Origin of the sequence: Pantoea sp. B270 (assembly GCF_018726825.1) — a bacterium.
Taxonomy (GTDB): Bacteria; Pseudomonadota; Gammaproteobacteria; order Enterobacterales; family Enterobacteriaceae; genus Pantoea; species Pantoea dispersa.
Genome location: NZ_JAHCSX010000001.1, coordinates 57,446 through 84,289, shown reverse-complemented (window position 1 = coordinate 84,289; position 26,844 = coordinate 57,446). Strand labels below are relative to the sequence as shown.

General features: G+C 58.4%; 27 protein-coding genes. 11 read left to right on the top strand and 16 right to left on the bottom strand.

Annotated features, from left to right (window positions below; genetic code table 11):
• The first annotated feature begins 203 nt into the window (after positions 1-203).
• Positions 204-851: a CPBP family intramembrane glutamic endopeptidase gene (locus tag KOL70_RS00390; RefSeq protein ID WP_021507241.1), complete on the top strand. Its 648-nt coding sequence runs from the start codon at positions 204-206 to the stop codon at positions 849-851.
• Between the two features lie 93 nt (positions 852-944).
• Positions 945-1,964 carry a LacI family DNA-binding transcriptional regulator gene (locus KOL70_RS00385; protein ID WP_215480057.1) on the top strand — a complete coding sequence of 340 codons (1,020 nt, stop codon included), beginning with the start codon at positions 945-947 and terminating at the stop codon, positions 1,962-1,964.
• Here KOL70_RS00385 and KOL70_RS00380 read toward each other — a convergent pair.
• On the bottom strand, positions 1,959-2,846 hold the full coding sequence (locus KOL70_RS00380; protein ID WP_127833733.1) for a LysR substrate-binding domain-containing protein: 888 nt from the start codon (positions 2,844-2,846) through the stop codon (positions 1,959-1,961). The two genes, KOL70_RS00385 and KOL70_RS00380, sit on opposite strands and share 6 nt — an antisense overlap.
• Before the next feature lie 152 nt (positions 2,847-2,998).
• On the opposite strand from KOL70_RS00380, the gene KOL70_RS00375 reads away from it, so the two are divergent.
• Positions 2,999-4,378 carry an NAD-dependent succinate-semialdehyde dehydrogenase gene (locus KOL70_RS00375; RefSeq protein ID WP_215480056.1) on the top strand — a complete coding sequence of 460 codons (1,380 nt, stop codon included), beginning with the start codon at positions 2,999-3,001 and terminating at the stop codon, positions 4,376-4,378.
• A gap of 51 nt (positions 4,379-4,429) precedes the next feature.
• On the opposite strand, the gene KOL70_RS00370 is transcribed toward KOL70_RS00375, so the two are convergent.
• The 5 genes from KOL70_RS00370 to KOL70_RS00350 all read right to left on the bottom strand — a co-directional run bounded on the left by KOL70_RS00370 (position 4,430) and on the right by KOL70_RS00350 (position 8,302).
• Positions 4,430-5,869, bottom strand: a complete 1,440-nt coding sequence (locus KOL70_RS00370; RefSeq protein WP_215480055.1) for a glycoside hydrolase family 1 protein — start codon at positions 5,867-5,869, stop codon at positions 4,430-4,432.
• Between the two features lie 12 nt (positions 5,870-5,881).
• Positions 5,882-6,196, bottom strand: coding sequence for a PTS lactose/cellobiose transporter subunit IIA (locus tag KOL70_RS00365; protein WP_215480922.1), 315 nt, complete (start codon positions 6,194-6,196; stop codon positions 5,882-5,884).
• Positions 6,196-7,512 carry a PTS sugar transporter subunit IIC gene (locus KOL70_RS00360; protein WP_021507246.1) on the bottom strand — a complete coding sequence of 439 codons (1,317 nt, stop codon included), beginning with the start codon at positions 7,510-7,512 and terminating at the stop codon, positions 6,196-6,198. Before KOL70_RS00360 ends, KOL70_RS00365 begins: the two co-directional genes overlap by 1 nt.
• Before the next feature lie 88 nt (positions 7,513-7,600).
• On the bottom strand, positions 7,601-7,909 hold the full coding sequence (locus KOL70_RS00355) for a PTS sugar transporter subunit IIB (protein ID WP_031279665.1): 309 nt from the start codon (positions 7,907-7,909) through the stop codon (positions 7,601-7,603).
• Between the two features lie 207 nt (positions 7,910-8,116).
• Positions 8,117-8,302: a hypothetical protein gene (locus KOL70_RS00350; RefSeq protein ID WP_021507248.1), complete on the bottom strand. Its 186-nt coding sequence runs from the start codon at positions 8,300-8,302 to the stop codon at positions 8,117-8,119.
• A 58-nt stretch (positions 8,303-8,360) separates the two neighbouring features.
• Here KOL70_RS00350 and KOL70_RS00345 point away from each other — a divergent pair, with 58 nt between their 5' ends.
• Together KOL70_RS00345 and KOL70_RS00340 are read left to right on the top strand one after the other, a co-directional pair.
• Positions 8,361-8,684 (top strand): hypothetical protein, encoded by a 324-nt coding sequence (locus KOL70_RS00345; RefSeq protein WP_127833729.1) that lies wholly within the window; start codon positions 8,361-8,363, stop codon positions 8,682-8,684.
• Between the two features lie 111 nt (positions 8,685-8,795).
• Complete coding sequence (locus tag KOL70_RS00340; protein WP_021507249.1) at positions 8,796-9,035, top strand: hypothetical protein; 240 nt, start codon at positions 8,796-8,798, stop codon at positions 9,033-9,035.
• Positions 9,036-9,146: 111 nt separating this feature from the next.
• Here the strand turns inward: KOL70_RS00340 and yniD are convergent, their stop codons facing one another.
• The 6 genes from yniD to KOL70_RS00315 form a co-directional block, all read right to left on the bottom strand.
• Entirely contained in the window at positions 9,147-9,254 is a 108-nt protein-coding gene (yniD, locus tag KOL70_RS23535) for a small membrane protein YniD (RefSeq protein ID WP_021507251.1), read from the bottom strand.
• A gap of 79 nt (positions 9,255-9,333) precedes the next feature.
• A complete protein-coding gene (locus KOL70_RS00335) occupies positions 9,334-9,762 on the bottom strand; it encodes an OsmC family protein (protein ID WP_021313986.1) in 429 nt (142 codons plus the stop codon).
• Positions 9,763-9,824: 62 nt separating this feature from the next.
• A complete protein-coding gene (gene lldD, locus KOL70_RS00330) occupies positions 9,825-11,015 on the bottom strand; it encodes an FMN-dependent L-lactate dehydrogenase LldD (RefSeq protein ID WP_058769356.1) in 1,191 nt (396 codons plus the stop codon).
• Complete coding sequence (gene lldR / locus KOL70_RS00325) at positions 11,015-11,800, bottom strand: transcriptional regulator LldR (protein ID WP_059011939.1); 786 nt, start codon at positions 11,798-11,800, stop codon at positions 11,015-11,017. Before lldR ends, lldD begins: the two co-directional genes overlap by 1 nt.
• On the bottom strand, positions 11,797-13,446 hold the full coding sequence (gene lldP, locus KOL70_RS00320) for an L-lactate permease (protein WP_215480054.1): 1,650 nt from the start codon (positions 13,444-13,446) through the stop codon (positions 11,797-11,799). Before lldP ends, lldR begins: the two co-directional genes overlap by 4 nt.
• A gap of 227 nt (positions 13,447-13,673) precedes the next feature.
• The gene (locus KOL70_RS00315; protein ID WP_215480053.1) at positions 13,674-14,846 is read right to left on the bottom strand and encodes a cyanate transporter; all 1,173 of its coding nucleotides are present in this window, start codon (positions 14,844-14,846) and stop codon (positions 13,674-13,676) included.
• A gap of 87 nt (positions 14,847-14,933) precedes the next feature.
• Here KOL70_RS00315 and KOL70_RS00310 point away from each other — a divergent pair, with 87 nt between their 5' ends.
• Both KOL70_RS00310 and KOL70_RS00305 read left to right on the top strand, forming a co-directional pair.
• Positions 14,934-15,794: a LysR family transcriptional regulator gene (locus tag KOL70_RS00310; protein WP_031279666.1), complete on the top strand. Its 861-nt coding sequence runs from the start codon at positions 14,934-14,936 to the stop codon at positions 15,792-15,794.
• A gap of 89 nt (positions 15,795-15,883) precedes the next feature.
• Positions 15,884-17,245: an amidohydrolase gene (locus KOL70_RS00305; protein ID WP_215480052.1), complete on the top strand. Its 1,362-nt coding sequence runs from the start codon at positions 15,884-15,886 to the stop codon at positions 17,243-17,245.
• A 109-nt stretch (positions 17,246-17,354) separates the two neighbouring features.
• Here KOL70_RS00305 and KOL70_RS00300 read toward each other — a convergent pair whose 3' ends face one another.
• Positions 17,355-17,552 carry a hypothetical protein gene (locus KOL70_RS00300; RefSeq protein WP_010618157.1) on the bottom strand — a complete coding sequence of 66 codons (198 nt, stop codon included), beginning with the start codon at positions 17,550-17,552 and terminating at the stop codon, positions 17,355-17,357.
• 391 nt (positions 17,553-17,943) lie between these two features.
• Between KOL70_RS00300 and dbpA the strand changes: the two genes are divergently transcribed.
• From dbpA to KOL70_RS00285, 3 genes are all read left to right on the top strand, one after another.
• Positions 17,944-19,323, top strand: coding sequence for an ATP-dependent RNA helicase DbpA (gene dbpA / locus KOL70_RS00295; RefSeq protein WP_058758000.1), 1,380 nt, complete (start codon positions 17,944-17,946; stop codon positions 19,321-19,323).
• A gap of 141 nt (positions 19,324-19,464) precedes the next feature.
• Positions 19,465-20,427 carry a chemotaxis protein gene (locus KOL70_RS00290; RefSeq protein ID WP_021507259.1) on the top strand — a complete coding sequence of 321 codons (963 nt, stop codon included), beginning with the start codon at positions 19,465-19,467 and terminating at the stop codon, positions 20,425-20,427.
• Positions 20,428-21,189: 762 nt separating this feature from the next.
• On the top strand, positions 21,190-22,746 hold the full coding sequence (locus tag KOL70_RS00285) for a methyl-accepting chemotaxis protein (protein ID WP_031279667.1): 1,557 nt from the start codon (positions 21,190-21,192) through the stop codon (positions 22,744-22,746).
• A 99-nt stretch (positions 22,747-22,845) separates the two neighbouring features.
• Here KOL70_RS00285 and KOL70_RS00280 read toward each other — a convergent pair whose 3' ends face one another.
• Positions 22,846-24,135 (bottom strand): HAAAP family serine/threonine permease, encoded by a 1,290-nt coding sequence (locus KOL70_RS00280; protein WP_021507261.1) that lies wholly within the window; start codon positions 24,133-24,135, stop codon positions 22,846-22,848.
• Here KOL70_RS00280 and KOL70_RS00275 point away from each other — a divergent pair.
• Positions 24,123-24,368 carry a hypothetical protein gene (locus KOL70_RS00275; protein ID WP_146068670.1) on the top strand — a complete coding sequence of 82 codons (246 nt, stop codon included), beginning with the start codon at positions 24,123-24,125 and terminating at the stop codon, positions 24,366-24,368. The two genes, KOL70_RS00280 and KOL70_RS00275, sit on opposite strands and share 13 nt — an antisense overlap.
• Positions 24,369-24,534: 166 nt before the next feature.
• On the opposite strand, the gene KOL70_RS00270 is transcribed toward KOL70_RS00275, so the two are convergent.
• Positions 24,535-25,530 (bottom strand): glycosyltransferase family A protein, encoded by a 996-nt coding sequence (locus KOL70_RS00270; protein WP_215480051.1) that lies wholly within the window; start codon positions 25,528-25,530, stop codon positions 24,535-24,537.
• Entirely contained in the window at positions 25,527-26,834 is a 1,308-nt protein-coding gene (locus tag KOL70_RS00265) for an oligosaccharide flippase family protein (RefSeq protein ID WP_058775186.1), read from the bottom strand. The genes KOL70_RS00270 and KOL70_RS00265 overlap by 4 nt, the downstream gene beginning before the upstream one ends.
• Positions 26,835-26,844: the final 10 nt, after the last annotated feature.

The following is a 26,844-nucleotide window of genomic DNA, read 5'->3' as shown; positions in this document are numbered from 1 at the left end:
CGCCAGATAAGTGATTCGGTTCCCTCTCCGCCTGCTCGCCAGATGAAAGCGCAAGCCGTCATGCCGCGCATCGCCTGCGATGAGGCGGTCGGTTAGCGCCGCGATTGTGACGTATCTGAACCGGCGAAAATCTCCGCAAACGCACCTCGACAGCACCGATCGCCGTTGCTACTATGCGTCTTCCTCTGCCCGCTGAGTCGCCTATGGACACCCAATCCGACAAAGTTACGTTGACCCTGTTTTACGTGGGTAGCTTTGTGGTTTATTACCTCGTGACCATGCTGATTACGCTGTTTCCCAATTACGGGACGCTGCGCAATAACGGCTTGCTGGTGCCAGTGCTGTGCCTGTTTGAATTTGCCGTGATCTATCCCCTGTACCGTTTCTACTGCCAGCGCCGCAGCGACATTCCTCTGGGCTTTCTGCGCCCCGGCCAGGCACTGCTGTTTATCGGCGCGCTGTTTGTGCTGATGGTGGCGCAAACGCAGTTCCTGCAGCCGGAAGGCTGGCTGATTGAACAGAGCCAGCAGGGACGCAGCTCAATGCTGATTCTGCTGCTCACCGCCGTGCTGCTGGCGCCGGTGTTTGAAGAGGTGCTATTCCGCGGCTTCCTGCTGCAGGCGTTTTTGCTGTGGGCGCCCAAAAGCCGTTTTGCCTGCATGTTGCTCACATCGCTGCTGTTCGCCGCGTTGCACACGCAGTACGTGCATTGGGAAACCATCGTTGCGCTGACGCTGTTCTCGCTGCTGCTGTGCTACGCGCGTCTGCGCAGCAACAGCCTGGCGCTGCCGATTTTTCTGCATACCCTGAATAACCTGATCGCCATCCTGCCCGCCTGGTTCTACGCCTGATCCCCCTCACTGTTTGCTAACGATGCCATTAATTTCCCTGCATTTTCAGGTACTATCGCTTTTTAGCCTGCAGGAATGATGGTCGAAGCGCTGATGATTACTATGCTGGATGTGGCCCGCAAAGCGGGCGTTTCTAAAGCCACCGTGTCGCGCGTGCTGGCGGGCAACCGCTATGTCAGCAAATCCACGCAGCAGAAAGTGTTTCAGGCGATAGAGGAAACCGGCTACCGCCCGAATCTGCTGGCACGCAGTCTGGCGACGCAAAAATCGCAGAATATCGGCCTGATCGTCACCCATTCGCTGTTTAACGGCCCCTATTTCAGCGAGCTGCTGTACCAGACGGCCACGCTGACCAATAACTATGGCCGCCAGCTGATCCTCGCCGATGGCAAGACCAGCGCTGACGATGAGCGCGCGGCAATTGAGTTTCTGCTCGATCTGCGCTGCGACGCCATCATTATCTACCCGCGTTTTCTCGACACCGCCGCGCTGGAAGCGATCATCGACCAGCACGATATCCCGATCATGGTGGTTAACCGCCGTCTGACGCAGCACGCGGCGAACTGCGTCTGGGCTTCGCACCAGCAAAATACCCGCGATGCGGTGAACTACCTGATTACGCGCGGTCACCATGACATCGCGTTTATCACCGGACTGGCGGGATCGCCCACCGCCGCCGCGCGTCTGGCTGGCTATCAGCAGGCGCTGGCCGACCATCAGCTGCCGTATGAAGCGGCGCGCGTACTGCCGGGCGCGTGGACGCCGGAGAGTGGTCAGGCGGCGGCACGCCAGCTGCTGAGTGCCGGCGTAACGTTCAGTGCGCTGATGGCCAGCAATGACGATATGGTAATTGGTGCCGCGCTGGCGCTGAATGCGGCGGGCAAACGGCTGCCGCAGGATGTATCGCTGATGGGCTTTGATGATATTCGCATGGCCGAATTTTTCCTGCCGCCGCTCACGACGGTTCACGTGCCGGTGGCGGAGATGATTCAGCACACGCTGGCGCAGCTGGTGGCGATGCTGGAGGGCGAAGCGATTGCGCCCCTGCCGCCGTTCAGCGGACGGCTGATTGAGCGCGCCTCCGTGGCCGATGGACCATTTCGCCGCTCATAACGCCTGATCGCCGTCATCCTGCGTGACCAGCCACTGCTCCAGCTGCTGTAGCGTAGCAGCCTTAACGCTCTCCTGCGGGCGCACCAGGTAATAGGTGTGCCGGCCACAGTCCAGCTGGTAATCCTCCATGGCGATCAGCGTGCCCGCCTTCAGCTCCGCTTCCACCAGCACGCGCTGCGCCAGCGCAATCCCCTGCCCTTCAATGGCGGCCTGATAGGCCAGCGCCGAACTTTCCATCTGCCGCCGGTGCGGCAGCGCGTCCATTTCCACGCCAAATGCTTCGCACCAGCGCTGCCAGTCATCAGGACGTCCGCGCACCAGCAGCAGGGTATGCTGCGCCAGCCCGGCCAGGTGCATGCTGGCGCGCCGGTCAGCCGTCGGACGGCACACCGGCACCAGCACGTTTTTCACCAGCGGCGTGGCGTGCTGCTGCGGCCACGTACCGTCACCAAGCCGAATCGCCGCGTCGCAATCCACCGTATCGTCCCATTCCGACGCGGTCGTCAGGCGCACGTCAATCGCCGGATGCGCCAGCTGAAACTGTGCCAGCCGCGGAATCAGCCAGCGGGTGGCGAAGGTGGTGAAGGAGTGCAGCCGGATGACCGTGCGGCCGGCATTGCGCTGCAGCGTGGCGCTCGCCTGGCGAATACCGTCGAGGTGCTGGCTGATTTGCAGAAAATAGGCATTGCCGGGCAGCGTCAGTACCAGCCCGCGCCCCTGACGCTGAAACAGCGCCGTGCCAAAGTACTCTTCCAGCAGACGAATCTGACGACTCACCGCGCCTGGCGTCACCGACAGGCCATCAGCCGCTGCCCGCACGCTGCCACTACGGGCGACATATTCAAACGCCAGCAAGGCATTCAGGGGTGGCAAATCACGCATCAGTTAACCGTTCAGTTTTTCTCAATGATGGAGCAATTTTAATCGATTGTGGCGAAAAGGCCAGACGCGCATCATTTCTGCACAGCGGCAGCCAGCCCGATAACGCTGACTGCCAGGTTGTCACATTGATTCTGACACTGGAGCACACTGGAATGATTAAAGTCACCAATCCTGCCGACGGCAGCCTCGTCGGCGAAGCACCGTTCATGCGCCACGACGAGGTCGCGGCCGCTATCGATCGCACCTGTGCCGCGTTTCCGGCATGGGCGGCAAAAAGCGCGAAACAGCGCAGCGACCTGCTGCGTGGCTGGTACGATCTGGTACGCGCCGATAAGCACCTGTTTGCTGAACTGATGGTCAGGGAGAACGGCAAATGCCTGAGCGAAGCGCTGGGCGAAATCGAGTACGGTCTCGGCTTTATTGAGTGGTATGCGGAAGAGGCCAAACGCGTCAATGGTGATACCCTGCCGTCGCACGATGCTAACGCCTCCGTGCTGGTGGTAAAAGAGCCGGTCGGCCCGACCGCGGCCATCACACCGTGGAACTTCCCGTTTATGATGATCACCCGCAAAATTGCTACCGCGCTGGCCGCAGGCTGCACCATGATCATCAAACCGGCAGAAGAGACGCCGCTTACCGCGTATAAACTGCTGGAGTTTGCCCGTCAGGCCGGTATTCCCGCTGGCGTGTTTGAGATGGTAACCGGCGATCCGCAAGCCATCGGCGAAGCTTTTACCAGCGATACGCGCATCCACAAAATCTCCTTCACCGGGTCTACCCGCGTCGGCAAGCTGCTGGCGCAGCAGTGCGGGGCCACGCTGAAAAAGATGACTATGGAGCTGGGCGGCAACGCGCCCTTTATCGTGTTCGCCGACAGCCCACTGGAAGAGAGCGTGGCCGGGCTGGTCAGCGCCAAACTGCGTAACTCCGGCCAGGTGTGTATTTCGCCTAACCGCATCTTTGTGCATGACGCGATTTACGATGCCTTTGTGCAGCAACTGGTGAAAACAGTCAATGAGATCCGCGTCGATCAGGGTATGCAGCAGGAATTTGTGGTTGGCCCGCTGATTAACCGCGTGGCGCTCGATAAAGTCACCGCGCTGGTGGATGATGCGGTAGCACAGGGGGCGACGCTGCGCCTCGGCGGCAAGCCACACGCGAAGGGCGGGCTGTTCTATGAGCCGACCATCCTGTGCGATCTGGACGCCTCGTTTGCCGTGCACAACACCGAGATTTTCGGACCGGTATTTGCCCTGTACCGTTTCAGTGATGAAGAGCAGGTGATTCGCTGCGCTAACGACACCGAATACGGTCTGGTGGCCTATGCGTGGACGCGGGACGTTGGCCGCGCTTTCCGCCTGTCGAAAAAACTGGAAGCCGGCATGGTGATCCTCAATTCCGGCTCAGTCGGTACGGCGTCAGTGCCGTTTGGCGGTATCAAGCACTCCGGCTACGGCCGCGAGGGCGGCCATTACGGTATTGAGGAGTATGTGCAGGTAAAATATGTGCTGATGGCGGGACAACACCGCTAATCACGCTGCTGGCGCGGCGGCGACCCAGCCGGGATGCCGCCGTGCCGCGCGTTAGTATTCCACCTCCGCATCAGGCTGTGCGCCGTTATTGCGGATCAACTGCTGATACCAGAAAAAGCTCTTCTTGCGATAGCGCGCCAGATCGCGCAGATCGTGTTCATCGCGGTTAACATAGATAAAGCCGTAACGTTTGCTGATGCCCTGATGAGTGCTGACCAGATCGATGGCCGACCACGGACAGTAGCCAAACAGCTCGACGCCATCGGCAATTGCCAGCCGCAGCTGAGTGATATGCTCGCGCAGATAGGCAATGCGATAGTCGTCATACACTTTGTTGCCCGCCTCCAGCGTGTCGAACGCACCCAGACCGTTTTCTGTCACAATCAGCGGCAGGCGATAGCGTGCGTAGATCTCGCGCGCGGTAATGCGGAAACCGACCGGATCGATATACCAGCCAAACTGATTCTGCTGCAGATGCGGATTGTTGCAGCCGACGTACACCGATTTGTCGATGCCGGCCATCTGCTGGTCGGCCTGCTGCTTGCTGTTCAGCTCACCGCGCGCGACCTCAGGCATGTCAGCACTGACGGTGGCCGATGCATAATAGTTGAAGGCGATAAAGTCCGGCTGACCGGCGGCGATGGTCGCCATATCCTCCGCCTCAATGTGCGGCAGCCAGCCGCGCTGCTGCAGAAACGCCCACACCACGTTGTTGTAATGGCCGTGTACCGCCAGGTCGAGGTAGAGCCAGTTGCGGATCGCTGAAAAGTTATCAGCGGCCAGCACATCTTCCGGTCTGGCGCTGGCGGCATAGATACAGGAGATGTTCGGTGCCGGGCCAATTTTGGCCTGCGGCAAGCGCTGGTGACAGGCAATCATCGCTTTGGCCTGCGCCAGCATCATATGGTGGTTCTGCTGATACAGCGTCTTCTGCGCATCCACCGTGCCGGCCGGCAGCGTGCCAATCACCTCGCCTTTGAGGATCATCATGTTTTGTTCATTGATGGTCAGCCAGTATTTCACCCGGTCGCCATAGTGCTCGAAACAGGTGATGGCGAAGCGCTCAAAGGCGGCCACGGTGCGCCGGTTTGACCAGCCGCCATCCTGCTGCAGCGCCCACGGCAGGTCGAAGTGATAGAGCGTGACCAGCGGCTCAATGCCGTGGCGGCAAATTTCATCAATCAGCTGCTGATAAAACGCAATGCCCGCCGGATTCAGCTCGCCGTCACCCTGCGGATAGATGCGGCTCCAGGCGATGGAGAATCGATAGGTTTTCAGGCCCAGCTCCGCCAGCAGCGCGATATCTTCCCGGAAGCGATGATAGTGATCGCTGGTTACGGTGAAATCCGTCATCCCCTCAGGAAAATGGCCTTTATCGATCACCGACGGCCCTTTGCCGTCTACGTTCCAGGCGCCCTCAACCTGATACGCCGAGGTTGAAGCGCCCCACAGAAAGCCGTGCGGAAACGCACCGGGGTTAGGATGTTGCATACTGCCTCCTTGTTAGTCTGCAGCCAGCTCGCGCCGCAGCTGGATGATCTCTTCCGCCAGTTCACGGCACAGCATGGCGTTCATCAGGTGATCCTGCGCATGCACCATGATCAGATTGACCGGAATTTTGCCGCAGCCTTCGTCAGCACCGATCAATTCGGTCTGGATACGGTGCGCGGCTCTGGCCGCCTCGCTGGCTTCGCTCAGCAACGCATCGGCGCGTGGCCACTCTTTGCGCCGCGCCGCGCGCAGCGCTTCCATCGAGGAGGAGCGCGCTTCTCCCGCCTGAATAATAAGTTCCATGACCGTGCTCTCATCAATTTCCATCATGCCTCCTTAACCGGTTGCGCTGCGGCGGCCTGCTCAAGCTCCTGCTGCAGCAGTTGCCGCTCATAAATTTTGAAAAACGGGTAGTAAATCAGCGTGGCGATGGTTACCAGCACGGCAATCAGCACGATGACGCGCCAGTCCCAGCCGGTCGACCAGGCCGCCCCGATCGGTGCCGGCGTGGTCCAGGGGGCCAGCGACACCACGTGGTTAATCAGGTGGGTTTTGGTGGCTGTCCAGGCGAGCGTGGCGTTGACTAACGGCGCGCAGATAAACGGAATGAACAGAATCGGATTCATCACCACCGGCGAACCGAAGATGACCGGCTCGTTGATGTTGAACATGCTGGGCACAATGCTCAGCTTGCCAATCGAGCGCAGATGCGCCGAGCGGCTGCGCAGGTAGAGCAGCACCAGTCCCATGGTGGAACCGGAGCCGCCAATAACGATGAAAAACTGCCAGAACGGCTCGATAAACACGTGCGTGATCGGCTCACCGGCGTTGAGCGCCTGCTGGTTGAGGCCAAGGTTAGTCAGCCAGAACGCCTGCAGAATGCCGCCGACAATCACCGCACCGTGAATGCCAGCGAACCACAGCATGTGGCACAGCAGCACCGCCACCAGCACCGCCGGTAACGAATCCGAGGCGGAGATAATCGGTGCGAACAGCGCCATGATCGCCTGCGGCAGCAGCAGGCCAAACTGCGCCTGCACCCACAGGCTGAGCGGAAACAGCGTGATGAAGATGGCGATGATCGGGATCAGCAGATCGAACGACTGACGAATTTTGGGCGGCACCTGCTCCGGCAGCTTAAAGCCGATGTTGTGCTTTTGCAGGAAGTGCATCAGCTCAGTGGCGAACAGCGCCACCAGAATCGCGGTGAAAATGCCCTCGCCGCCGAGTGAGCCAACCGGCAGCGTGCCGTTGCTCTGTGGCGCGGCCACCACCAGAAACGCCATCAGCGCCAGGCTGGCCGCCATAAAGCCGTTCATTTTGTAGCTGTTCGCCAGGTTATAGGCGATGGCGCTGGCGATATATAGCGCCATGATGCCCATGGTCATGTTATATGGCATCATGATTTGCGCTTCATGCGCGCGCACCATACCGAGCCACCACTGGGCAAACGCCCATGAGCTGTCAGCTGAGAACGGCGGATGGGCAAACAGCAGCATAAACGAGCCCACAATCAGAAACGGCATCGAGGCAATAAATCCATCGCGGATGGCAATCACATGGCGCTGGCTGGAGAGGCGTCCGGCCAGCGGGCTGATGCGGTTTTCAATCACACCAAATAACGATTCGCTTATGCTGCTCATCGGCGAGCTCCTTGCATCAGGCAACAACAGAATAAGCCTGTGCATTGGCGCACAGGCGTAAACAATTATTTTATTTTCGCAACAATCGTCAGGCGTGAATCAGCTTTAGCGAATCATCTAATATTTTCGCGCCATTCATCATGCCGTAATCCATGCTATTAATCACAGTGATAGGCTTATTTAGCTGCTGCGCCAGCGGCTGGAAGTCCGCCAGTTTGTATTTAATCTGCGGCCCGAGCAGGCAACAGTCAAAGTTCGCGATCTGATCGTTAAACTCTTCAATGCCAACGGCTTTTATCTCAACCTCGACGCCCTTCTCTTTGGCGGCCTTCTCCATTTTCTGCACCACCATGCTGGTGGACATCCCGGCGGCGCAGCAGAGTAAAATCTTTGGCATCATTCAATCCTCAGTGTGGGGTTTAATTAACGAATACCCGCGCTAAAGATTTTCTGCAACCGGTTTCAGATTTGCGTTACGGATCTGTGAGAAATATCAAAAAGCGCGCTGCAAATTTAATCGGGATGCAATAATAAACGGAAGAGATTATGTGAAAGTCGGGGAACAGTGGCGCGGCCAGACACAGCGCGCCACCGGGGCAGAACGTCAGGAGATGGCGGAATCTTTTTGCTTGTCGGCTTCGAAGTGTGCCTTGAACTGTTCGTAGATGGAGATCATATTGGAGGCATCGCCGTGCAGCGGGCTCAGTTTACCGGCGCGCACCAGTTCGATGACCAGTTGCAGGGCGGCCTGTTTTGGGCTGCTGGCCGGATGGGCAATTTCATGAGACATCAGATATCACTCCTTATTGTTGTCAGTGCCGCACAGTTTAGCCCAGATTGTGCTGCTAATGGGCGCGGCGCTGGTTATCATCATCCTGTTCGGACAAAAAAGCCGCTCAGGCTGTTCATTGACGCCTGAGGCGTTTAGCTATACTGGATCAAAAAAAGGAACACACAGCCACGCATTCCGTACCACGGGAATGGTGCAGAAGGAGGCGGTTATGTTGATTGGTTTTGTCTTGTTAGTGAGCGCCTGCGGCCACGATGCCTGTGATGCCCTGCCGGTGTCGGAGCGGATTTACCCCACGAAAGTGGCCTGCGAACAGATGGCCGATCGCATCCATAAAGTCCGGCCGAACGTGGTGCTGCTTTGTGGGGAAGTGCACCGTTAATTCGGTGCCAGTGCGTCATCAATTGCATAAAAAACAGCCAGACGGCATTGCAACCTGGGCCCGCAGCGTTCAAAATATAAGCTGCTTTACACTATTACAGTTGTGAATCCCATGAAAAAAACTCGCCCCCGTCGTCCCAACGGACGCTGGGTTTATTACATTTTGTATGACGGCATTCTCTGGCCCTGTCCGGTGCGCTGGGAGTGGGAGAGCGGCTTCGGCGGCTGGCTGCCGTTTTACTATTCGCCCACCTTTGAATTTGTCGCGGGCGATCCGCGCAAGGCCTACCGCATTGCGCGCAGCAGCGTGCGCAATCTGCGCCAGCATGAGCATGACGGCGAATATGCCTGAGGCGTCAGAACTGCCACGGCAGCCACGAGGCTGTCAGCAGGTAGTGCACCAGTTCCAGCACCAGAATAATCATCACCAGCACCCCGAGCTTGTGGCGGCATACCCAATCCTTTAGCCCCATATCATCGCCGCCCAGCGAATCAGCATCAGCGCGCCGCAGATGCACAGCAACACCACAATCATCTTCCAGTGTTTTGTCGCAGCCAGTTTTTTTGCCACGTTTCCTCCAGACAGCAGAAAGCAACGATGCGCCCGCAGGCGCATCGCATAGTCTACCGCTGGTCACCCGTGAGGGCGATTAATTATTCAGCGTATAGTCGAGGGTGATTTCGGCATTCAGCACCTGAGACACCGGGCAGCCGGCTTTGGCTTTCTGAATGATTTCATCAAATTTGGCATCATCGATGCCCGGCAGCGCAATGGTGCTGTTGAGGGCAATTTTGGTGATGGCGAAGCCGTCGCCCTTTTTGTCCAGTGAAACATCGGCGGTGGTGTCGATGCTTTTCGGTGGATGACCGGCCTGGCCCAGCATCAGCGACAGCGCCATGGAGAAGCAGGCGGCGTGTGCCGCGCCAATCAGCTCTTCCGGATTGGTGCCCTTCTCGCCTTCAAAACGGGTATTAAAACCGTATGGCTGGTTGCTGAGCACGCCGCTTTCAGTGCTAACCGTGCCTTTGCCTTTGATGTCGCCTTCCCAATGGGCCGATCCTTTCTTATGAATGGTCATGTCATTCCTCCTGTTAGTCAGACAGCTATTCAGTATAGACAAGAGCCGGCGCTTTGCCTGGCTTAGCGCACCGCGTGCGGGCGCGCCGGGCTGAGTCCGGCTTCGCTCAGCAGCGCATTCGCCTGCACCAGCGAATCCTGCGTGATGTCCGCAATGGTTTTCGCACCGGTCAGCGTCATCGCCACCCTCATCTCTTTCTCAACCAGGCTCAGCAGATTCTCCACGCCGCGCTGGCCGTGCGTCGCCAGCGCATAGATAAACGCGCGTCCCAGCAGCACGCTGTCAGCCCCCAGCGCAATCATGCGCACCACATCCAGCCCGTTACGAATGCCGCTGTCGGCCAGAATGGTGATGTCGCCCTTTACCGCGTCGGCAATGGCCGGCAGCGCGCGCGCCGACGACAGCACGCCATCCAGTTGACGTCCGCCGTGGTTGGAGACCACGATGCCATCGGCGCCAAAACGCACCGCATCGCGCGCATCTTCCGGGTCGAGAATGCCTTTGATCACCATCGGCCCTTCCCAGAATTCGCGAATCCACTCCAGATCCTGCCACGAGATCGACGGGTCGAAATTGTTCGCCAGCCAGCCGATATAATCTTCCAGTCCGGTAGGGTTACCAAGGTACGTGGAGATATTGCCGAGATCGTGCGGACGCCCGTGCAGCCCGACGTCCCACGCCCACTGCGGATGGGTGACCGCCTGCCAGTAACGGCGCAGCGCGGCATGCGGGCCGCTCATGCCGGAGTGCGCATCGCGGTAGCGCGCGCCCGGCGTCGGCATATCGACGGTGAACACCAGCGTCGAGCAGCCTGCCGCTTTGGCCCGCTCCAGCGCGTTACGCATAAAGCCGCGATCGCGCAGCACATACAGCTGAAACCACATCGGACGGTTAATCGCCGGTGCCACCTCTTCTATCGGGCACAGCGACACCGTCGACAGGGTAAATGGAATACCGCGATTCGCTGCTGCGCGCGCCGCCTGCACTTCACCGCGTCGCGCGTACATGCCGCACAGGCCGACCGGCGCCAGCGCCACCGGCATCGACAGCGTTTCATTGAACAGCCGCGTTTCCAGGCTCAGCTCAGCCATGTTTTTCAGCACGCGCTGACGCAGCGCCACGTCAGAGAGATCGGCCACGTTGCGCTTCAGGGTATGTTCTGCGTAGGCCCCGCCGTCCAGATAGTGAAACAGGAATGGCGGCAGGATACGTTGCGCCGCGGCGCGATAGTCACTGGCAGCAGAAATAATCATCAGTTGTCTTCCTTACGGGTAACCTGCGTGGCGCCCGGTAGCCGCGTGATGCGGGCCTGGCGCGCTTCGTCTTCATGCAGCGTTTTCATGGTGGTGTGAACAAAGCCGAGGTGATCCATCGCCGCCTGGCGCGCCGCGTCGGCGTCGCCCGCCATCACCGCATCGAACATCGCCTGATGCTGGGCGTTGAGCTGGTTGAAAATCACCGGCTGGGTGTACATACGCTGGCGGCTGTGCAGCACGGAGGATTGCAACAGATCGAAAAATCCGCGCATGGTCTGCAGCAGCACCAGATTATGCGAGGCTTCGGCAATGGCGAGGTGGAAGCGCAGATCCGCCTGCGCGGCCAGTTCGGGATCGTCGCAGTCGTTCATTTGTATCAGCGCGTCAAAGGCATAGCGCAGCCGCTCTTTATCCGCCTCGGTGGCGCGCTGCGCGGCGTGCCAGGCGGTGCTGGCCTCAATCGCGTGGCGCGCCTCAAGAATATCCCAGCGGTAGTCAGGATCGGCGGCCAGCAGCTGGCGAATCGGCTCGACGATGCGCTGTTCTGACCACGGCTCCTGCGGCTCGCACAGCCAGGTGCCGCCGCCGCGTTTACTGATCAGCACGCCACTGCTGATCAGCTGCTGGATGGCCTCACGCACCGACGAGCGCGACACGCCGAAGCGGGCGGCCAGCGCACGCTCCGAAGGTAAACGCATGCCGGGTTTCAGCTGATGCTCTTCAATCCAGGCGCTAAGACGCGCGCGCAGCGTATCCGCCAGCCGCGGTGTGGGTTCAGTCATGGAATCATCCAGGTAAAGATATACGCCTGCAGCGTGGTAATCACGCCGACCATACAGGTAAAAATCAGGCTGTGTTTAACGGTAAACCGGAACAGATCGGACTCGCGCCCCACCAGCCCCACGGCGGCGCAGGCGATGGCGATCGACTGCGGCGAAATCATTTTACCGGTGACGCCACCGGTGGTATTGGCGGCCACCAGCAGCACATCCGACACACCAATCTGCTGCGCGGTGGTCGCCTGCAGCGCGGCGAACAGCGCGTTGGAAGAGGTATCGGAGCCGGTCAGAAATACGCCCAGCCAGCCGAGGAACGGCGAGAAGAAGGTGAAGGCCTGACCGGTGTGCGCCAGCGCCAGGGCCAGCGTGGCCGACAGCCCGGAGTAATTAGAGATGAACGCAAAGGCCAGCACCATGCCGATGGAGTAGATCGGCAGCGCCAGCTCCTTCAGGGTTTCGCCAAAGGTGCGCAGCGCCGCCGCCGGCTTCATACGCAGGAAAATCACCGAGATCACCGCCGCCAGCAGAATCGCAGTGCCGGTGGCGGAGACCACGTCAAATTTGAACAGCGCCGCATACGGCGTTGCTGCGCTCACCACCGGCGGCATGCGTGCCACCAGCTCGTGCAGCAGCGGCACCGGCACGCTAAACACCCAGTCATACAGCGCGCCGCCTTTAGCGAACAGTGCTTTAAACGGCGGAATACTCCACAGCGTAACGGTCGCGGTAAGGAACAGGAACGGCATCCAGGCACGCACAATCTGCGCCAGCGTGTAGCGTTGTGTCCCTGAGGGCGCAACCTCTGGCGCGGGCTCTTTAAAGCGGAAGATGCGCACCGGCTGCCAGCGGCGCAGAAACAGCGTCAGGCAGATCAGCGAAGCCAGCGACGAAATGATATCCGGCAGCTCCGGGCCAAGGAAGTTAGAGCTGAGGTACTGGGCGATGGCAAACGAGCCGCCGGCCACCATCACCGCCGGCCAGGTCTCTTTGATGCCGCGCCAGCCATCCATGATCGCCATGATCCAGAACAGCACGATGAGGGTGAGAAACGGCAGCTGGCGTCCTGCCATCTGGCCAATCTGGAAGCTGTCCAGCCCGGTGACCTGACCGGCGACGATGATCGGAATTCCCATCGCGCCGAATGCCACCGGCGCGGTGTTGACGATCAGGCACAGGCCGGCGGCATAGAGCGGATTAAAGCCCAGCCCGACCAGCAGTGCGGCGGTGATCGCCACCGGTGCCCCAAAGCCTGCCGCGCCCTCTAAAAACGCGCCAAACGAAAAGCCGACGATCAGCATCTGCAAACGCTGGTCTGGCGTGATGGAGAGAATCGAGGCGCGAATGATATCGAACTGGCCGGTTTTCACCGAGATCTTGTAGACAAACACCGCCGCCACGATGATCCAGGCAATCGGCCACAGGCCGTATAAAAAACCATACGCCACCGACGCCAGCGCCTGGGGCACCGGCATGCCGTACAGCAACAGCGCCACCAGCAGCGCCAGCACCACGGTGATCGTACCGGCCTGATAGCCCTTCAGCTTGAGCTTAATCAGCGCGAAGAAGAAAAAAACAATCGGGATCACCGCCACCAGGCTGGATAGCCACAAATTGTTGAGCGGATCGTAGTTTTGTTGCCACACCTGCATGCCGTTTCTCCAGAGGTCACCAGAGGGATGCGGCGCATCGGCAAAAGCAGGCGTGCGCCGCAGATTGTTGCCCGGTTCCGCACCACAATTGGTAGGACCACATTGCGGCTGACGGGCTTTCTGGCTCCAGATAGTTAATGCATTGTTAACCCAAAGCAACGCAGCAGGCGTGATTTTTCGTGTTATGTGACCATGTGGCTACATTTTTATAACACTGGCAGGACCAATCAGCGCGCAGCCGCACCAAAGGCGCGCGCATAGCTGCGCGGATGAAAACGCAGATTGAGTCCGATCAGCCCCAGCGTCACGACGCCCTGCATCAGCCATACGCTGGCAAAGCTGTGGGTGAGCACCTGCAACTGACCGGCAATAAACGGCATGCAGCCGGCGATGATGAATCCTGCGCCCTGCATGAAGGCCACCAGCCGCGCGCCTGCCTGCGGCTGCGGCAGATGATCGAGCGCCAGCACCATCGCCAGCGGGAACGCGGCACCGAGACCGAAGCCGGCGATGGCGGCCCACAGCCACGGCGCCAGCAGCGGCGCAAAAAGAAACCCGCTCATCCCGGCCAGCTGACACAGCAGACTGACAATCAGTTGCGGACGGCGATCGGCACCGCGCGCCAGCAGCGGCATCAGCAGCGCGCCGGCAACCTGGCTCAGAATCATCACGCCCAGCAGCGAGCCGCCGGCCTGCGCCGACCAGCCCAGCCGGTGATACGCATCCGGCAGCCAGGCCACGCAGGTGGCATAGCCGCCGTTGACCAGGCCAAAGCTCAGCGCCAGCGACCAGGCGCGCGGCTTACGCCACAGCGGCGGCATCGTTACCTGCGCGGCATCCGGCGCGGCAGGCACGCGCACCAGTAGCCACAGCAGGATAGCCAGCAGCACCGGCAGCGCCCAGCCGCTGAGCGCCAGCGGTACGCCAAGCTGCGCGCTGAGCCACGGCGACAGCGCCGCGCCCAGTCCGCCGCCGCCCATCAGCGCGCCCGCCCACAGCCCGGTGACCGCCGCGCTGCGCCGGCTAAAACGCTGTCGAATCAGTCCCGGCATCGCCATCTGCACCACGCCGACGCCGATGCCGGCAAACAGCGCGCTGAGCACCAGCCCGCTGCCGCTGTCGATCACGCCGCGCGCCGCCAGCGCCAGCAACAGTAGCGTCAGCCCGACCAGCAGCAAGGGCTTTAAGGCCACGCGCTGCATCAGCCTGGCGCTGAACAGCGCCACCGCGCCCATCATCACCATCGGCACCGCCGGCAGCAGCGAGGCGGCCAGCCCTGACAGATGCAGGCTGTGGCGCAGCTGGCCCAGCAGCGGACTGACCGAGGTCAGCAGCGGGCGCATGTTCAGCCCGGCCAGCACCAGCGCAGCCAGCGTTAACGTATTGGCATTTCGGTTCATAACCCATCCTGCATTGAAAAGGTTGTCAGCATCGCAGCAGACAGTACTATTTGGAAATGAAATAACACCATGATGGGCAGTGGATAAATGAATCGTCAGCCAATGTTTACGCCGCAGCAGCTATTGAGCTTTGTCGCGGTGTGCGAGACCGCCAGCTTTACCCGCGCCGCCGAGCGTGTGCACCTGTCGCAGTCGACGGTCAGTCAGCAGGTGCGGCGGCTGGAAGAGATGGTGGGTAAAGCGCTGTTACAGCGCACCTCACATCAGGTGGCGCTGACCGAAGAGGGAGAAAAATTGCTCGGCTACGCGCGGCGCATCATCGCGCTTAACGGCGAAGCGCACGATGTGCTGAGCGATAAGTGGCGCGACGGCATTGTGCGCATTGGCGTGCCGGAGGATTTTGCCGCCCCGACCGCCAGCCTGCTGGCCGGATTCAGCCGACAGCATCCGCAGCTGCGTCTTGACGTGATGAGCGGCATGTACGTCGATTTGCATCGCGCATGGCAGCGCGAAGAGCTGGATCTGATGCTGATCAAGCAGCCGGGCGGCGATCGCCCGCTGGCCGCCCGGCCCGAGCCACTGCTGTGGCTGGACAGTGCTGAACATCCCTGCTTTGACCAGACGCCGCTGCCGCTGGTGGTGTTTCCGCAGCAGGGGCTGTATCGCGAAGAGATGTGTCAGACGCTGGATGCGCTCGGCCGCAGCTGGCGCATCAGCTACAGCAGCGCCAGTCTGGTGGCCCTCGCCAGCGCCAGTGCCGCCGGTCTCGGCCTGACGCTGCTGCCCGCCAGCTGCCGCCTGCCCGGTCACCGCGTGCTGGGCAGCGCTGAGGGTTTACCGGTGATCAGCCATTTCGAGCTGGCGCTGTTCTGCCGTAAGCCGCAGGATGCGCTGCAGCAGGCGCTGGCCGCTGCGCTGGTGCAATTCTGCCAGCTACAGTGGCAGTGATTTTTCCACTGCCAGGCAGTGGGAAATATCGCAGCGCGGCGGCGTCGGTTTTGCCAGATTAGGTTTTTTCCTTTTGCCTGGAGTTTCCGATGCCTCTGACCGCTTCCAGCCGACGTGATTTTCTCAGCCACGGCGTGCGCCTTACTGCCGCAGGCAGCCTGATGATGGCTGGCATGAGCGCCGCCGCCCGCCCCGACACACCACCGGTCTCGTCCCCCCCGCCGCCTGCCGTGGCGCACTGTCAGCTGCTGAATGTACGCCTCGAAGAGGGATTTGAGCGCGACGGCGCGGAGATTGTCGCCACCCGCACCGCGCTGTACGACATCACCATTAAAGAAGGCAAGTTCAGCGCCATTAGCGCCGCCGGCCAGGCGCGCCAGCCTGTCCTGCCGCAGTGGGATGCCGGCGGTGCGCTGCTGCTGCCGCGCACGCGGGACATGCACATCCATCTGGATAAAACCTTCTACGGCGGACCATGGCAGGCACCGCGCCCGCGGCAGGGCAAGACCATCATGGATATGATTGCGCGCGAGCAGGTGCTGATTCCCCATCTGCTGCCAACCTCGCAGGCGCGCGCCGAAGCGCTGATTGGCCTGCTGCAAAGTAAAGGCAGCACCGAAGCGCGCAGCCACTGCAACATCGATCCAGTCAGTGGCCTGAAAAGTCTCGAACATCTGCAGCTGGCGCTGGCCAACCATCCGGCGTTTCGCTGTGAGATCGTCGCCTTTCCGCAGCATGGTTTGCTGCATTCGCAGGTCGATGGTCTGATGCGTGAGGCGATGCAGCTCGGCGTGCAGTATGTCGGTGGGCTGGATCCCACTAACGTGGACGGTGCCATGCAGGCTTCACTTGATGCGATGTTCCGCATCGCGCTGGATTACGATCGCGGCGTGGATATTCACCTGCATGAGACCAGCGCCGCCGGCGTGGCAGCCATTCAGTACATGATCGCCACTATCGCCCGTAACCCGCAGCTGAAAGGCAAAGTGACGCTGAGCCACGGTTTCGCGCTCGCCACGCTGGAAGGTAAGGCGCTGGATGAGATTATCGCCGGCATGGCCGAACAGCAGATGAGCGTGGCGTCAACGATTCCGATTGGCAAGCTGACGATGCCATTGCCGCAGCTGCAGGCAGCGGGCGTGACGGTGATGACCGGCACCGACAGCGTGATCGATCACTGGTCGCCGTTCGGTACCGGCAGCATGCTGGAGAAAGCCAATCTGTATGCCCAGCTGTATCGCGGATCGGATGAGTTTGGCCTGAGTCGCGCGCTGCATATCGCCACCGGCGGCATTCTGCCGCTCGCCAATAGCGGTGAGCGCCAGTGGCCGCAGCTGCAGGATGAAGCCAGTATGATGCTGGTCGACGCCAGCTGCTCGGCGGAAGCCGTGGCGCGCATTGCGCCGGTGCGCGCTACGTTCCAGCGCGGCACGCCGGTATTCAGCGCCTGAAGGCGCATCGCAGCCAGCACCAGCACGCCAGACCCGGCCAGAAAAAAGCCTCCCGCAGGAGGCTTTGGAAGGTGACACCGGCGCGGCAAGCCCGATGATAATGCTGGATTTAAGACAACATCTGAATCGCCAGCGCATACAGGCGCTGGTGCTCATCGTCATTAACAGGCTCTTCTTCCGCATAACAGGCAATCATGGAGCTGACTTTATCGGAGGATAACGTCTCTCCATGCAGATGCAGCGTTAGCACGGCGCGGCCGACGATTTTCAGAACGTCTTCGTTTTGTCCCTGGACATAGTGACTCAATGAGGTGACCTCTGAAGTAATTATTAATTGCCAAATGGCGCGCTAAATATAAAGCAAAGCGGTTAGGATTTTTACTCAGATTTTCCGCATAATAGGTAACATATAAGCGAAATCTTACTGAAAATAGCCGTAACATGCCGCGATATTGCCGCTTACCTGCCGCTAATATCATTTTTTCCCTCGAAAAAGCGTTTTTACCGTTCGTGCTGCCTCGTGTGAAATTCGGAACATTCATTAAAACTTTGCGATAGTTGCACCTCATCATTGACCTGACAAAGCGCAACGGCTGACTAATTTCTCTGCGTGATTATTACCGCAATTGCCGTTGCCGATAGCCCGCCTTTCTGCCAGACTGGCCGCCGCTATTCCTGCTACTACCTGAGATGCTCCTGTGACTGCTTTTTCTACCCTGACGCAACTGCCTGCCAGCCAGCTCGACAACCTGCGCGAGATGGGCTTCGACGCCATGACGCCGATTCAGGCCGCTTCCCTGCCGGCCATCCTTAGCGGACGCGATGTGCGGGCGCAGGCGCAAACCGGCAGCGGCAAAACCGCCGCCTTCGGTATTGGCGTGCTGAACCGCATCGACAGCGGGCGTTTTCATACCCAGGCGCTGGTGCTGTGCCCGACGCGTGAACTGGCCGACCAGGTCAGCAACGTGCTGCGTCAGCTGGCGCGCTTTACCCGCAATATCAAGATCCTGACGCTGTGCGGCGGCCAGCCAATGAGTGCGCAGCGCGACTCGCTGGTGCATGCGCCGCATATTGTGGTCGGCACGCCGGGGCGCATCCTCGATCATCTCAAGCGTGACAATCTCGATTTAAGTCAGTTGCAGAGCCTGGTGCTGGACGAAGCCGATCGCATGCTGGAGATGGGTTTCCGCGACGATATGGAAGCCATCATTGGCTTTACGCCGGATTCGCGTCAGACGCTGCTGTTCTCCGCCACCTGGCCCGATACCATTGCCAGCCTGAGTCAGCGCTTTCAGCGCGATGCGCTGGCAGTAGCGACCGAAGCGCAGTCGGAACTGCCGGCAATTGAGCAGCAGTTTATTGAAGCCAGCGCCAGCGAGCGTATCAACCTGCTCAGCGCCCTGCTCAGCCAGCAGCAACCGGCTTCCTGCGTGGTGTTCTGTAACACCAAACGGGAATGCGATGAAATTGCAGCCGCGCTCAACGATCGCCAGATCAGCGCGCTGGCGCTGCACGGCGATCTGGAACAGCGCGATCGCGAACGCGTGCTGATTCGCTTTGCCAACGGCAGCATCCGTGTGCTGATCGCCACCGACGTCGCCGCGCGCGGCCTCGACATTAAATCGCTGGCGCTGGTGGTTAACTTCCAGCTGGCTTGGGATCCGGAAGTACACATTCACCGCATTGGCCGTACCGGCCGCGCCGGCGAACAGGGGCTGGCAGTCAGCTTTGTGGCGGCCGACGAAATGGTGCGCGCCCATGCGCTGGAAGATTACCTGCAGCAGAAGCTCAATTGGCAGCCGGCCAGCACGCTGAAAGGCAAAGGCGCACAGCCGCTGCCGGCGGCGATGATGACGCTGTGCATTGACGGTGGGCGTAAAGCCAAGATGCGTCCCGGCGATATTCTGGGTGCCCTGACCGGTGAAGCCGGTTTCAGCGGCGATCAGATCGGTAAAATCGATCTCACCCCGACCCATGCGTATGTCGCCATCGACGCCGCGCAGGCGAAGAAAGCGCTGATCAAGCTGAAAGAGGGCAAGATCAAAGGCAAAAGTGTACGCGCGATTCTGCTGAAGTAACTGTTGTGAGCGTGAGGGCGATCGCCCTTACGCTAAATTTTCATCGCCCTTCCCTTCATTTTTTTCCTCCGCTGCCGATAAGTTAATCATGGCGCTATTGCCCTGCCCTTTACTCCGCCCAGATTCTGCCCCGAGGCCACAATGGATAATTTTCAGAAAGAGATCGATGAACGCGCTAACCTTGCGCTTTCTAACAAATTCGAACTGCTGCTGTTCCGGCTGGGTTCCGATCGGCTGAAAGGCAAGTCTGAGCTGTACGGCATCAACGTATTTAAACTGCGTGAAATTGTGCCGATGCCGACGATTACCCGCGCCGCCGGCATGAATTCACCGCTGCTCGGCATGGCCAGCATTCGCGGCCAGTTTATTCCGGTGATCGACCTGCCGGCCGTAACCGGCTGCAAACCGGAAACCGGCCTCAACCTGCTGCTGGTGACCGAATACGCGCGCAGCACCCAGGCATTTGCCGTGGAATCGGTGGAGAACATTGTGCGTCTCGACTGGAATCAGGTGCACACGGCGGAAGCGGGCATCGGCAGCCGTAACATCACCAGCATCGCCTGTCTGGACACCGACGGTCAGAGCAACAATCTGGCACTGGTGCTCGACGTCGAGCAGATTCTGTATGACATCATTCCGTCGGTGCGTGGTGTTGAGCCGAGCGAAGAGACGGCGAAGAATTTCAACCTTAAACCCGGCCAGGTAGCAATTGTTGCTGAAGACTCCAAAGTGGCGCGTCAGCTGCTGGAACAGGGGCTGAAAAGCATGGGCATTCCGGCCATCATGCACAATACCGGGCTTGAAGCGTGGATTAAAATCAGCGAGATGCAGAAAGAAGCGCAGGCTAACGGCGAGTCGATTCACGACAAAATCGCGCTGGTGCTGACCGACCTCGAAATGCCGGAGATGGACGGCTTTACCCTGACGCGCAACATCAAGCGCGACGACGCGCTGCGGCAGATTCCGGTGGTGATTCACTCCTCGCTGTCCGGCAGCGCCAACGAAGATCACGTGCGCAAAGTGGGCGCTGACGGTTACGTCGCTAAGTTTGAAATCAACGAGCTTTCCAGCGTGATTTATCGCGTGCTGGAGAAGAAGCGCTAAGCGCTTGCCCCGATTATCCCCTCAGGCGCGATGTTCGCGCCTTTTTTGTGCCCGCTCGCCTGCCTTCAGCAGCATTACCGTAACGGCGTATTTATCCTGTCTTACTGATCTATTAATCGTCTGAGGTCACCATGAATGGTGACCCTACAGGGTCTCTGCGTGTTTTTTTGCAGAGGGCAGTTTATTGCGCATTCCGCCACGGTGCGTTAAATGAAATGCGCGATGAATCGCGCCGCTACGGTTTGTGCGACGGGATAATGCAGATATCCCATCCGCAATGAATCATGATGGCGCGACTTATCATGCAGATATTCCTTTCATAAGATGCCGCTGATAACCGCACGGGTAACTGATATTCCTTCCATGTGATGCCGCTGATAACCGCACGGGTGGTAGCGGCGCAATTTATTGCGCGATGCCTTTCAGTTGCGCGTCTCAGGTCACCATCGATGGTGACCCTGCCGCCTCTGCGCGTTTTTGTAGGGTGCGCAATTTTGCGCACCGACATAGGCCGTGATGCCACCTAATTACGACCAGTGATTAATCAACCTTAAGCCCTCTTAACCGTTTTGTGACAAATCCCTAAAAAATTAAAGTTAAAACATTAGCAACCGATAACTTTAGCGCCTGCGCTGGTGGCGCCAGACCCGTCTCGTCGCAATGGCAAAAAATCTTTCCTTTATACATCATCGACATATTGCAGACCCGTCGTCTGCGTTTCCGTTTTAATACAACAGCATTCTGGCATTGCGGGGAGATCCAATGTTGAGCTTAAAGAATATGAAGGTCGGCGTCCGCCTGGGCATCGCCTTTGGTTTAGTGGTGGCACTACTGGTGGTGATTGGTATTACCTCAATCATGAAGATTAACAACATCAAGAGCGGCATTACCTCGATTGTGGAAGATCGCTATGTAAAAGTGCGCCTCGGCTTTGACGTGCGCGATGGCGTCAACGATCAGATCAAATACCTGCGCGGCATCGTCATCGATACCACCCGACCACAGTTCAACGTGCAGCGCTTTCAGCAACTGGCAGACGCCACCGCCCGCACCAACGCGGCGATGAAGAAGATCGAAGCGATTCAGATTACCGCCGTGGGCAAGAAGAAAATTGCCAGCCTGCAGGCTGCCAGTCAGCAGTTTGAACAGCAGAAAAATGAGGTGCTGGATCTGGTGCGGGCCGGTAAAGCCGATGACGCCAGCTACTACGTGCTGAAAAAAATTACCGCCGTGCAGAATGCCTACCTCGACCTGGCGGTGGCGTTTGCTGATTCCCAGTCCTCGCAGCTCCAGCAGGAAGGTGCCGGCATTATCGACGATGGCACCACGGCGATTGAAGTCACGCTGGTGTTCTCCGCGCTCGCCATTCTCGCTGCCGTGGTGATGGGCTGGCTGCTGACCCGTTCGATTGTGCATCCACTGAATGAAGCGGTGACCATCGCCAGCAAAGTGGCTGCCGGCGATCTCAGCTCGCGCATTGAAATACGCAGCAAAGATGAAACGGGCGCGCTGATGCAGGCTCTGCAGGCGATGAACGATAACCTGCTGACCATTGTTTCCGACGTACGCGCCGGATCCGACACCATCGCCGTGGCGTCCAACCAGATCTCCAGCGGCAACATCGATCTCTCTTCACGCACTGAACAGCAGGCCAGCTCGCTGGAAGAGACGGCCTCCGCGATGGAGCAGATGACCGCTACCGTGAAGCACAACGCCGACAATGCGCGCGAAGCCAACTCGCTGGTGGCGAAAACCTCCGGCGTCGCCAAAGAAGGCGGTGAAGTGATGGAGCAGGTGATTGTGAAGATGGAGGCGATTGCCCTCTCCTCGAAGAAGATTGTCGACATCATCAGCGTGATCGACTCTATCGCCTTCCAGACCAACATCCTGTCGCTCAACGCGGCGGTCGAAGCGGCGCGCGCCGGTGAACAGGGTCGCGGATTTGCCGTCGTCGCCACCGAAGTGCGTAACCTGGCGCAGCGTTCTGCCTCCGCGGCGAAAGAGATCAAAGTGCTGATTGAAGACTCAGTGGCGAAGGTGGATGAAGGCAGCCGTCTGGTGACGCACGCCGGTTCGACCATTGGTGAGGTCGTCAATAGCGTAAGCAGCGTGGCGGAGATCATGAGCGAAATCACCATCGCCAGCAGCGAACAGAGCAGCGGCATCAGTGAAATCAATCAGGCCATTACGCAGATGGAAGCGGTGACGCAGCAGAACGCCGCGCTGGTGCAGGAAGCGTCCGCTGCGTCTCAGGCGCTGCAGGAGCAGGCCGATCGTCTGGCGCAGTCGATGAGCGTGTTTAAAACCGCTGCGGTTTAAAACAAACAGCCCCGATCTGCATGCGTCAGACGGGGCCGTTCAGTGTCGCAGGCGTTGTCTTGGCGGTGCGCATCGGGTCCGGCGCACCGCGTCCTGCTGTTAATTCATCAGCGAATAAGCGATGGATGAAATCGCCAGAATCCCCACCAGCACCACAAACAGGTTACTGATTTTGCCGCTGTACTGGCGCATCGCCGGGACTTTATGAATAGCGTACATCGGCATCAGGAACAGAATCATCGCAATCACCGGCCCGCCCAGCGTCTCAATCATGCCGAGAATGCTCGGGTTCAGAGTGGCAACCAGCCAGGTGGTCAGCAGCATAAACAGCGTGGTCAGGCGATTCATTTTCTGCGGCGTGATGGTTTTACCGCGGCTGCGCAGCGACTTCGCTACCATGCCGTTAAAGCCTTCACGCGCGCCCAGATAGTGGCCGAGGAACGATTTGGTGATCGCCACGATGGCGACAATCGGCCCCATCCAGGCAATCATCGGCACGTTAAAGTGGTTCGCCAGATAGGACAGAATGGTGATGTTCTGCGCCTTTGCTGCCTGTAAATCGGCGGGCGACAGGCTCAGCACGCAGCTGAACACAAAGAACATCACGGTCACCACCATCATCAGATGGGCGCTGGCCAGAATGCGTGAACACTTTTTCTCCGCGCCGGCGCCGTACTCGGCGCGTTTCGCCACGGCAAAAGACGAGATAATCGGCGAATGGTTGAAGGAGAACACCATCACCGGAATCGCCAGCCACAGCGTCATCCAGATACTGCTGTCGCTGCCGCTTTGCGCAAACGATAAGGTCTCCAGCGCCGCGCCGTGCCAGTGCGGCACCAGATACGCAGCCAGCAGCATCAGCACCGCCACAAACGGAAACACCAGCACGCTCATCGCTTTGACAATCATCTGCTCGCCGAAGCGCACCACCGTCATCATGCCAGCAATCAAAATCAGCGACAGCAGCGCACGCGGCGGCGATACCAGCCCGAGCTGGTGCACAATAAAGCTGTCCACGGTATTGGTGATTGCCACGCTATACATCAGCAGGATCGGGTAGATGGCAAAGAAGTAGAGCAGCGTGATGATCTTACCGGCGCCGACACCGAAATGCTCTTCCACTACGTCCGTGATATCCGCACCGGGATTTTTGCCGGAGAGCACAAAGCGCGTCAGCGCACGGTGCGCAAAGAAGGTCATCGGGAAGGCGAGAATCGCCATGATGAGTAACGGAATCAGCCCACCCGCGCCGGCGTTAATCGGCAGAAACAGCACCCCTGCGCCAATCGCGGTGCCGTACAGGCCCAGCATCCACACCGTATCACTCTTGCGCCAGCCGGTTGCTGCCGCCTCCACCGTACCGAGGGTACCGGTTTGTGAGTTATCCATCTGTCTCTCCAAAATTGTCTCAAATGCAGCCGGAACGACGGCTAAAAATTCGCGGCGGCCTGCAGCGTGCGGTCGCTTCACAAAACGCGCCTATGCTACCCGTTTTTGCCCGGCGTGGATTGCAGCAACGCAAGACATGCATCACAAAGGCGGTAAAAATGCGCGAAATGGCGATAAAAGCAACAATAACGCACGAAACACGCACGCAATCGATTGCCTGGGGCGCTATTTGACCTGAGAAGCGTCAGGAGTGCAAGACACAGCGCGAAGTGGACGTGAGCGGGAGAATGAAGTGCGGGGATGTTGCCAGCAGCAGAGCGCTCAGGAGGAAACTCCCCCGGCAGCTAGCCTCGGGCAATGCTGTACTTCGCCAGAGGATAACGCCGGGAGAATTGAAAATCAGAATGCCCGCATTCTGTAGAGGGCATAAAGGAAATAGTACGCTGTGATAGTATTCAAATTCATAATCATGTACTTCAGTTTTTCATTTTTATTCAGCAGCGTAAAAATACCTTTAGAATATTTTCCGCGCTTGATTTGATTAATTTCCTGCGCAATATCGGCAGGTGAAAACGAGGCGTGATACATAGCGGTGACAATCTGCATATCCAGTGCCAGCACGCGTTTCGAGATTGCTTTTAAAAAATGGTCGAGATTACCCGACGCGTACTTTTCCACAATCGAATCGTACAAATCGGTAAGCGACTGTTTACGCACTTTCAGTTCGCTGTACTGCACTTTACGTTTCGACAGCGATCCCGCCACATCCTCATAATGATAAGCCGCGCCTAGGGTAATGAGAAAATTACTGACGCAGCTGAAAAACTTCAGGTTAAACAGCAGGTCCTCACTCATCGAGACGCCTTCCATGAAGCGCAGATGAAGATCGTCAATAATCTGGCGGCGATAACATTTATTATGCAGATAGCCAATGTTGTCACTCATCTCCAGCTCGCCCAGCACGTAAGGAATATCCTGCTGGCTGAAGAATCCCGCCTGCGAGACTTTGCCGATACGGTTGTCGTTGAGATTGCCAACCATTAAGTCCACCGATTCGGCCGGCCAGGCATTGAGATTGAGTTTGAAACTCATCAGGAAGTTATCGTCAACCCAGTCATCCGCATCGAGAAACAGGACATATTCCCCGCTGGCCTGCTGCAGCCCGCTATTGCGTGCCGCACTGACGCCTGCGTTAATTTGATTAAGCACCGTAACCTGCGGATAGTGAGCAAACTCCTGCAAAATCCGGGCACTGTTATCGCGACTGCCATCGTTGACAACAATTATTTCATAGCTACTGAAGGTTTGATTTAATACGCTTTGCAGCGTACGCCGGATAGTGTTTTGCGCGTTATAAACGGGAATGATAATACTAAATAGCGTTTTTTCATTCATGATAAACTCTCTTTACTGTCTGAGGTTTTGATAGTGCTAAAGAGCTGCCATAGTTTCCTGGGGTTGAAAAAGATCAGATGAATACGCATGACCGGCTGTGCCGGGAAAAAGTAATTCAGCAGGGAGAAGGATAAAAACTCGGTTAATACCACGCTCATGGCGGCACCGGTTAAACCGAAATGTGGCACCAGCAGCAGCGACGACAGCACGCAAATCACTAATACCGCGAAGGTTTTTTTCACCAGATAGCGATAGCCGTTATATTTAATGATGAAACGATCCATGACGCTGCTCAGCACCGCGCACATCGCACCGAGGCTGAGTAATAACGTCGGCGCGACCGCATCAAGATATTGCTCACCGTAGAAGTCACGAATAAACCAGCCCGACAGCAGCCAGATCGCCACAATTACCGCAGCGGAAACGCCAATCACCAGCAGATGCAGTTTCTGCGCTTTGACGATCGCCTGCTGGTCATTCCGCTCGGCAAAAAATGCCGGATAAAACGACGCCAGCAGCGCGCTGGGTAAAAATACCCAGGCGGTCGACAACGTCAGCGCCACGGAAAAAATGCCCGCCTCTTTCACGCCGAGAAAATAAGAGACGCTGATTTGATTCACGCGGGTATAGAGCGCAACGGCAATCGCAGAGAAGATCAGCGACATGCCGGAAACCAGCATGTAGCGCGAATACTTTTTCACGTGGCGCAGCGCCGGAAGCGGTGCACGCCGCTCATACAGCAGAAACAGCGTTAACTTGATGGTGAAAGGAATAAAGGTGGCGAGCACAATCGGAATCGCCAGCCAGGCCGGTTCCAGCTGGTAATAGGAGATCAGAAAGCGCACCGTCAGGCTGATCGCCAGGCCAATGACGTTGGCAATCACATTGAGACGCGCGTTGAGCCTCGCTTCGTTGTAAATATTGACCAGGTCAATGGATGAGAACAGGCAGGCAATGGCTGCCGCGCAGATAAAGACCAGCGCGTCGGCGCTCCATTCCTCTTCCATAATCGCCATGCCGACAATCGACAGCACGCAATACAGCACCAGTACCAGCAGGAAGGTCGCCATCATCAGGCGCAGGCCGGAGTGATGATTCTGCGCGATGCGTTTTAGCAAAATCACATCGCTGCCCATCAGTGCGATGGTCTGAATAAACTGAAATACCAGCATGGCGATGGAGATAATGCCGAAGGTGGTGGGCCCGACGTATTTCGCCACGTAGGAGGTGACAAAGATCAGGCCGAATACCGCAATCAGCTTTTCGGCAATCATCCACATGGAGTTTTTTAATTTGTCTTTCACAACGCCTCCG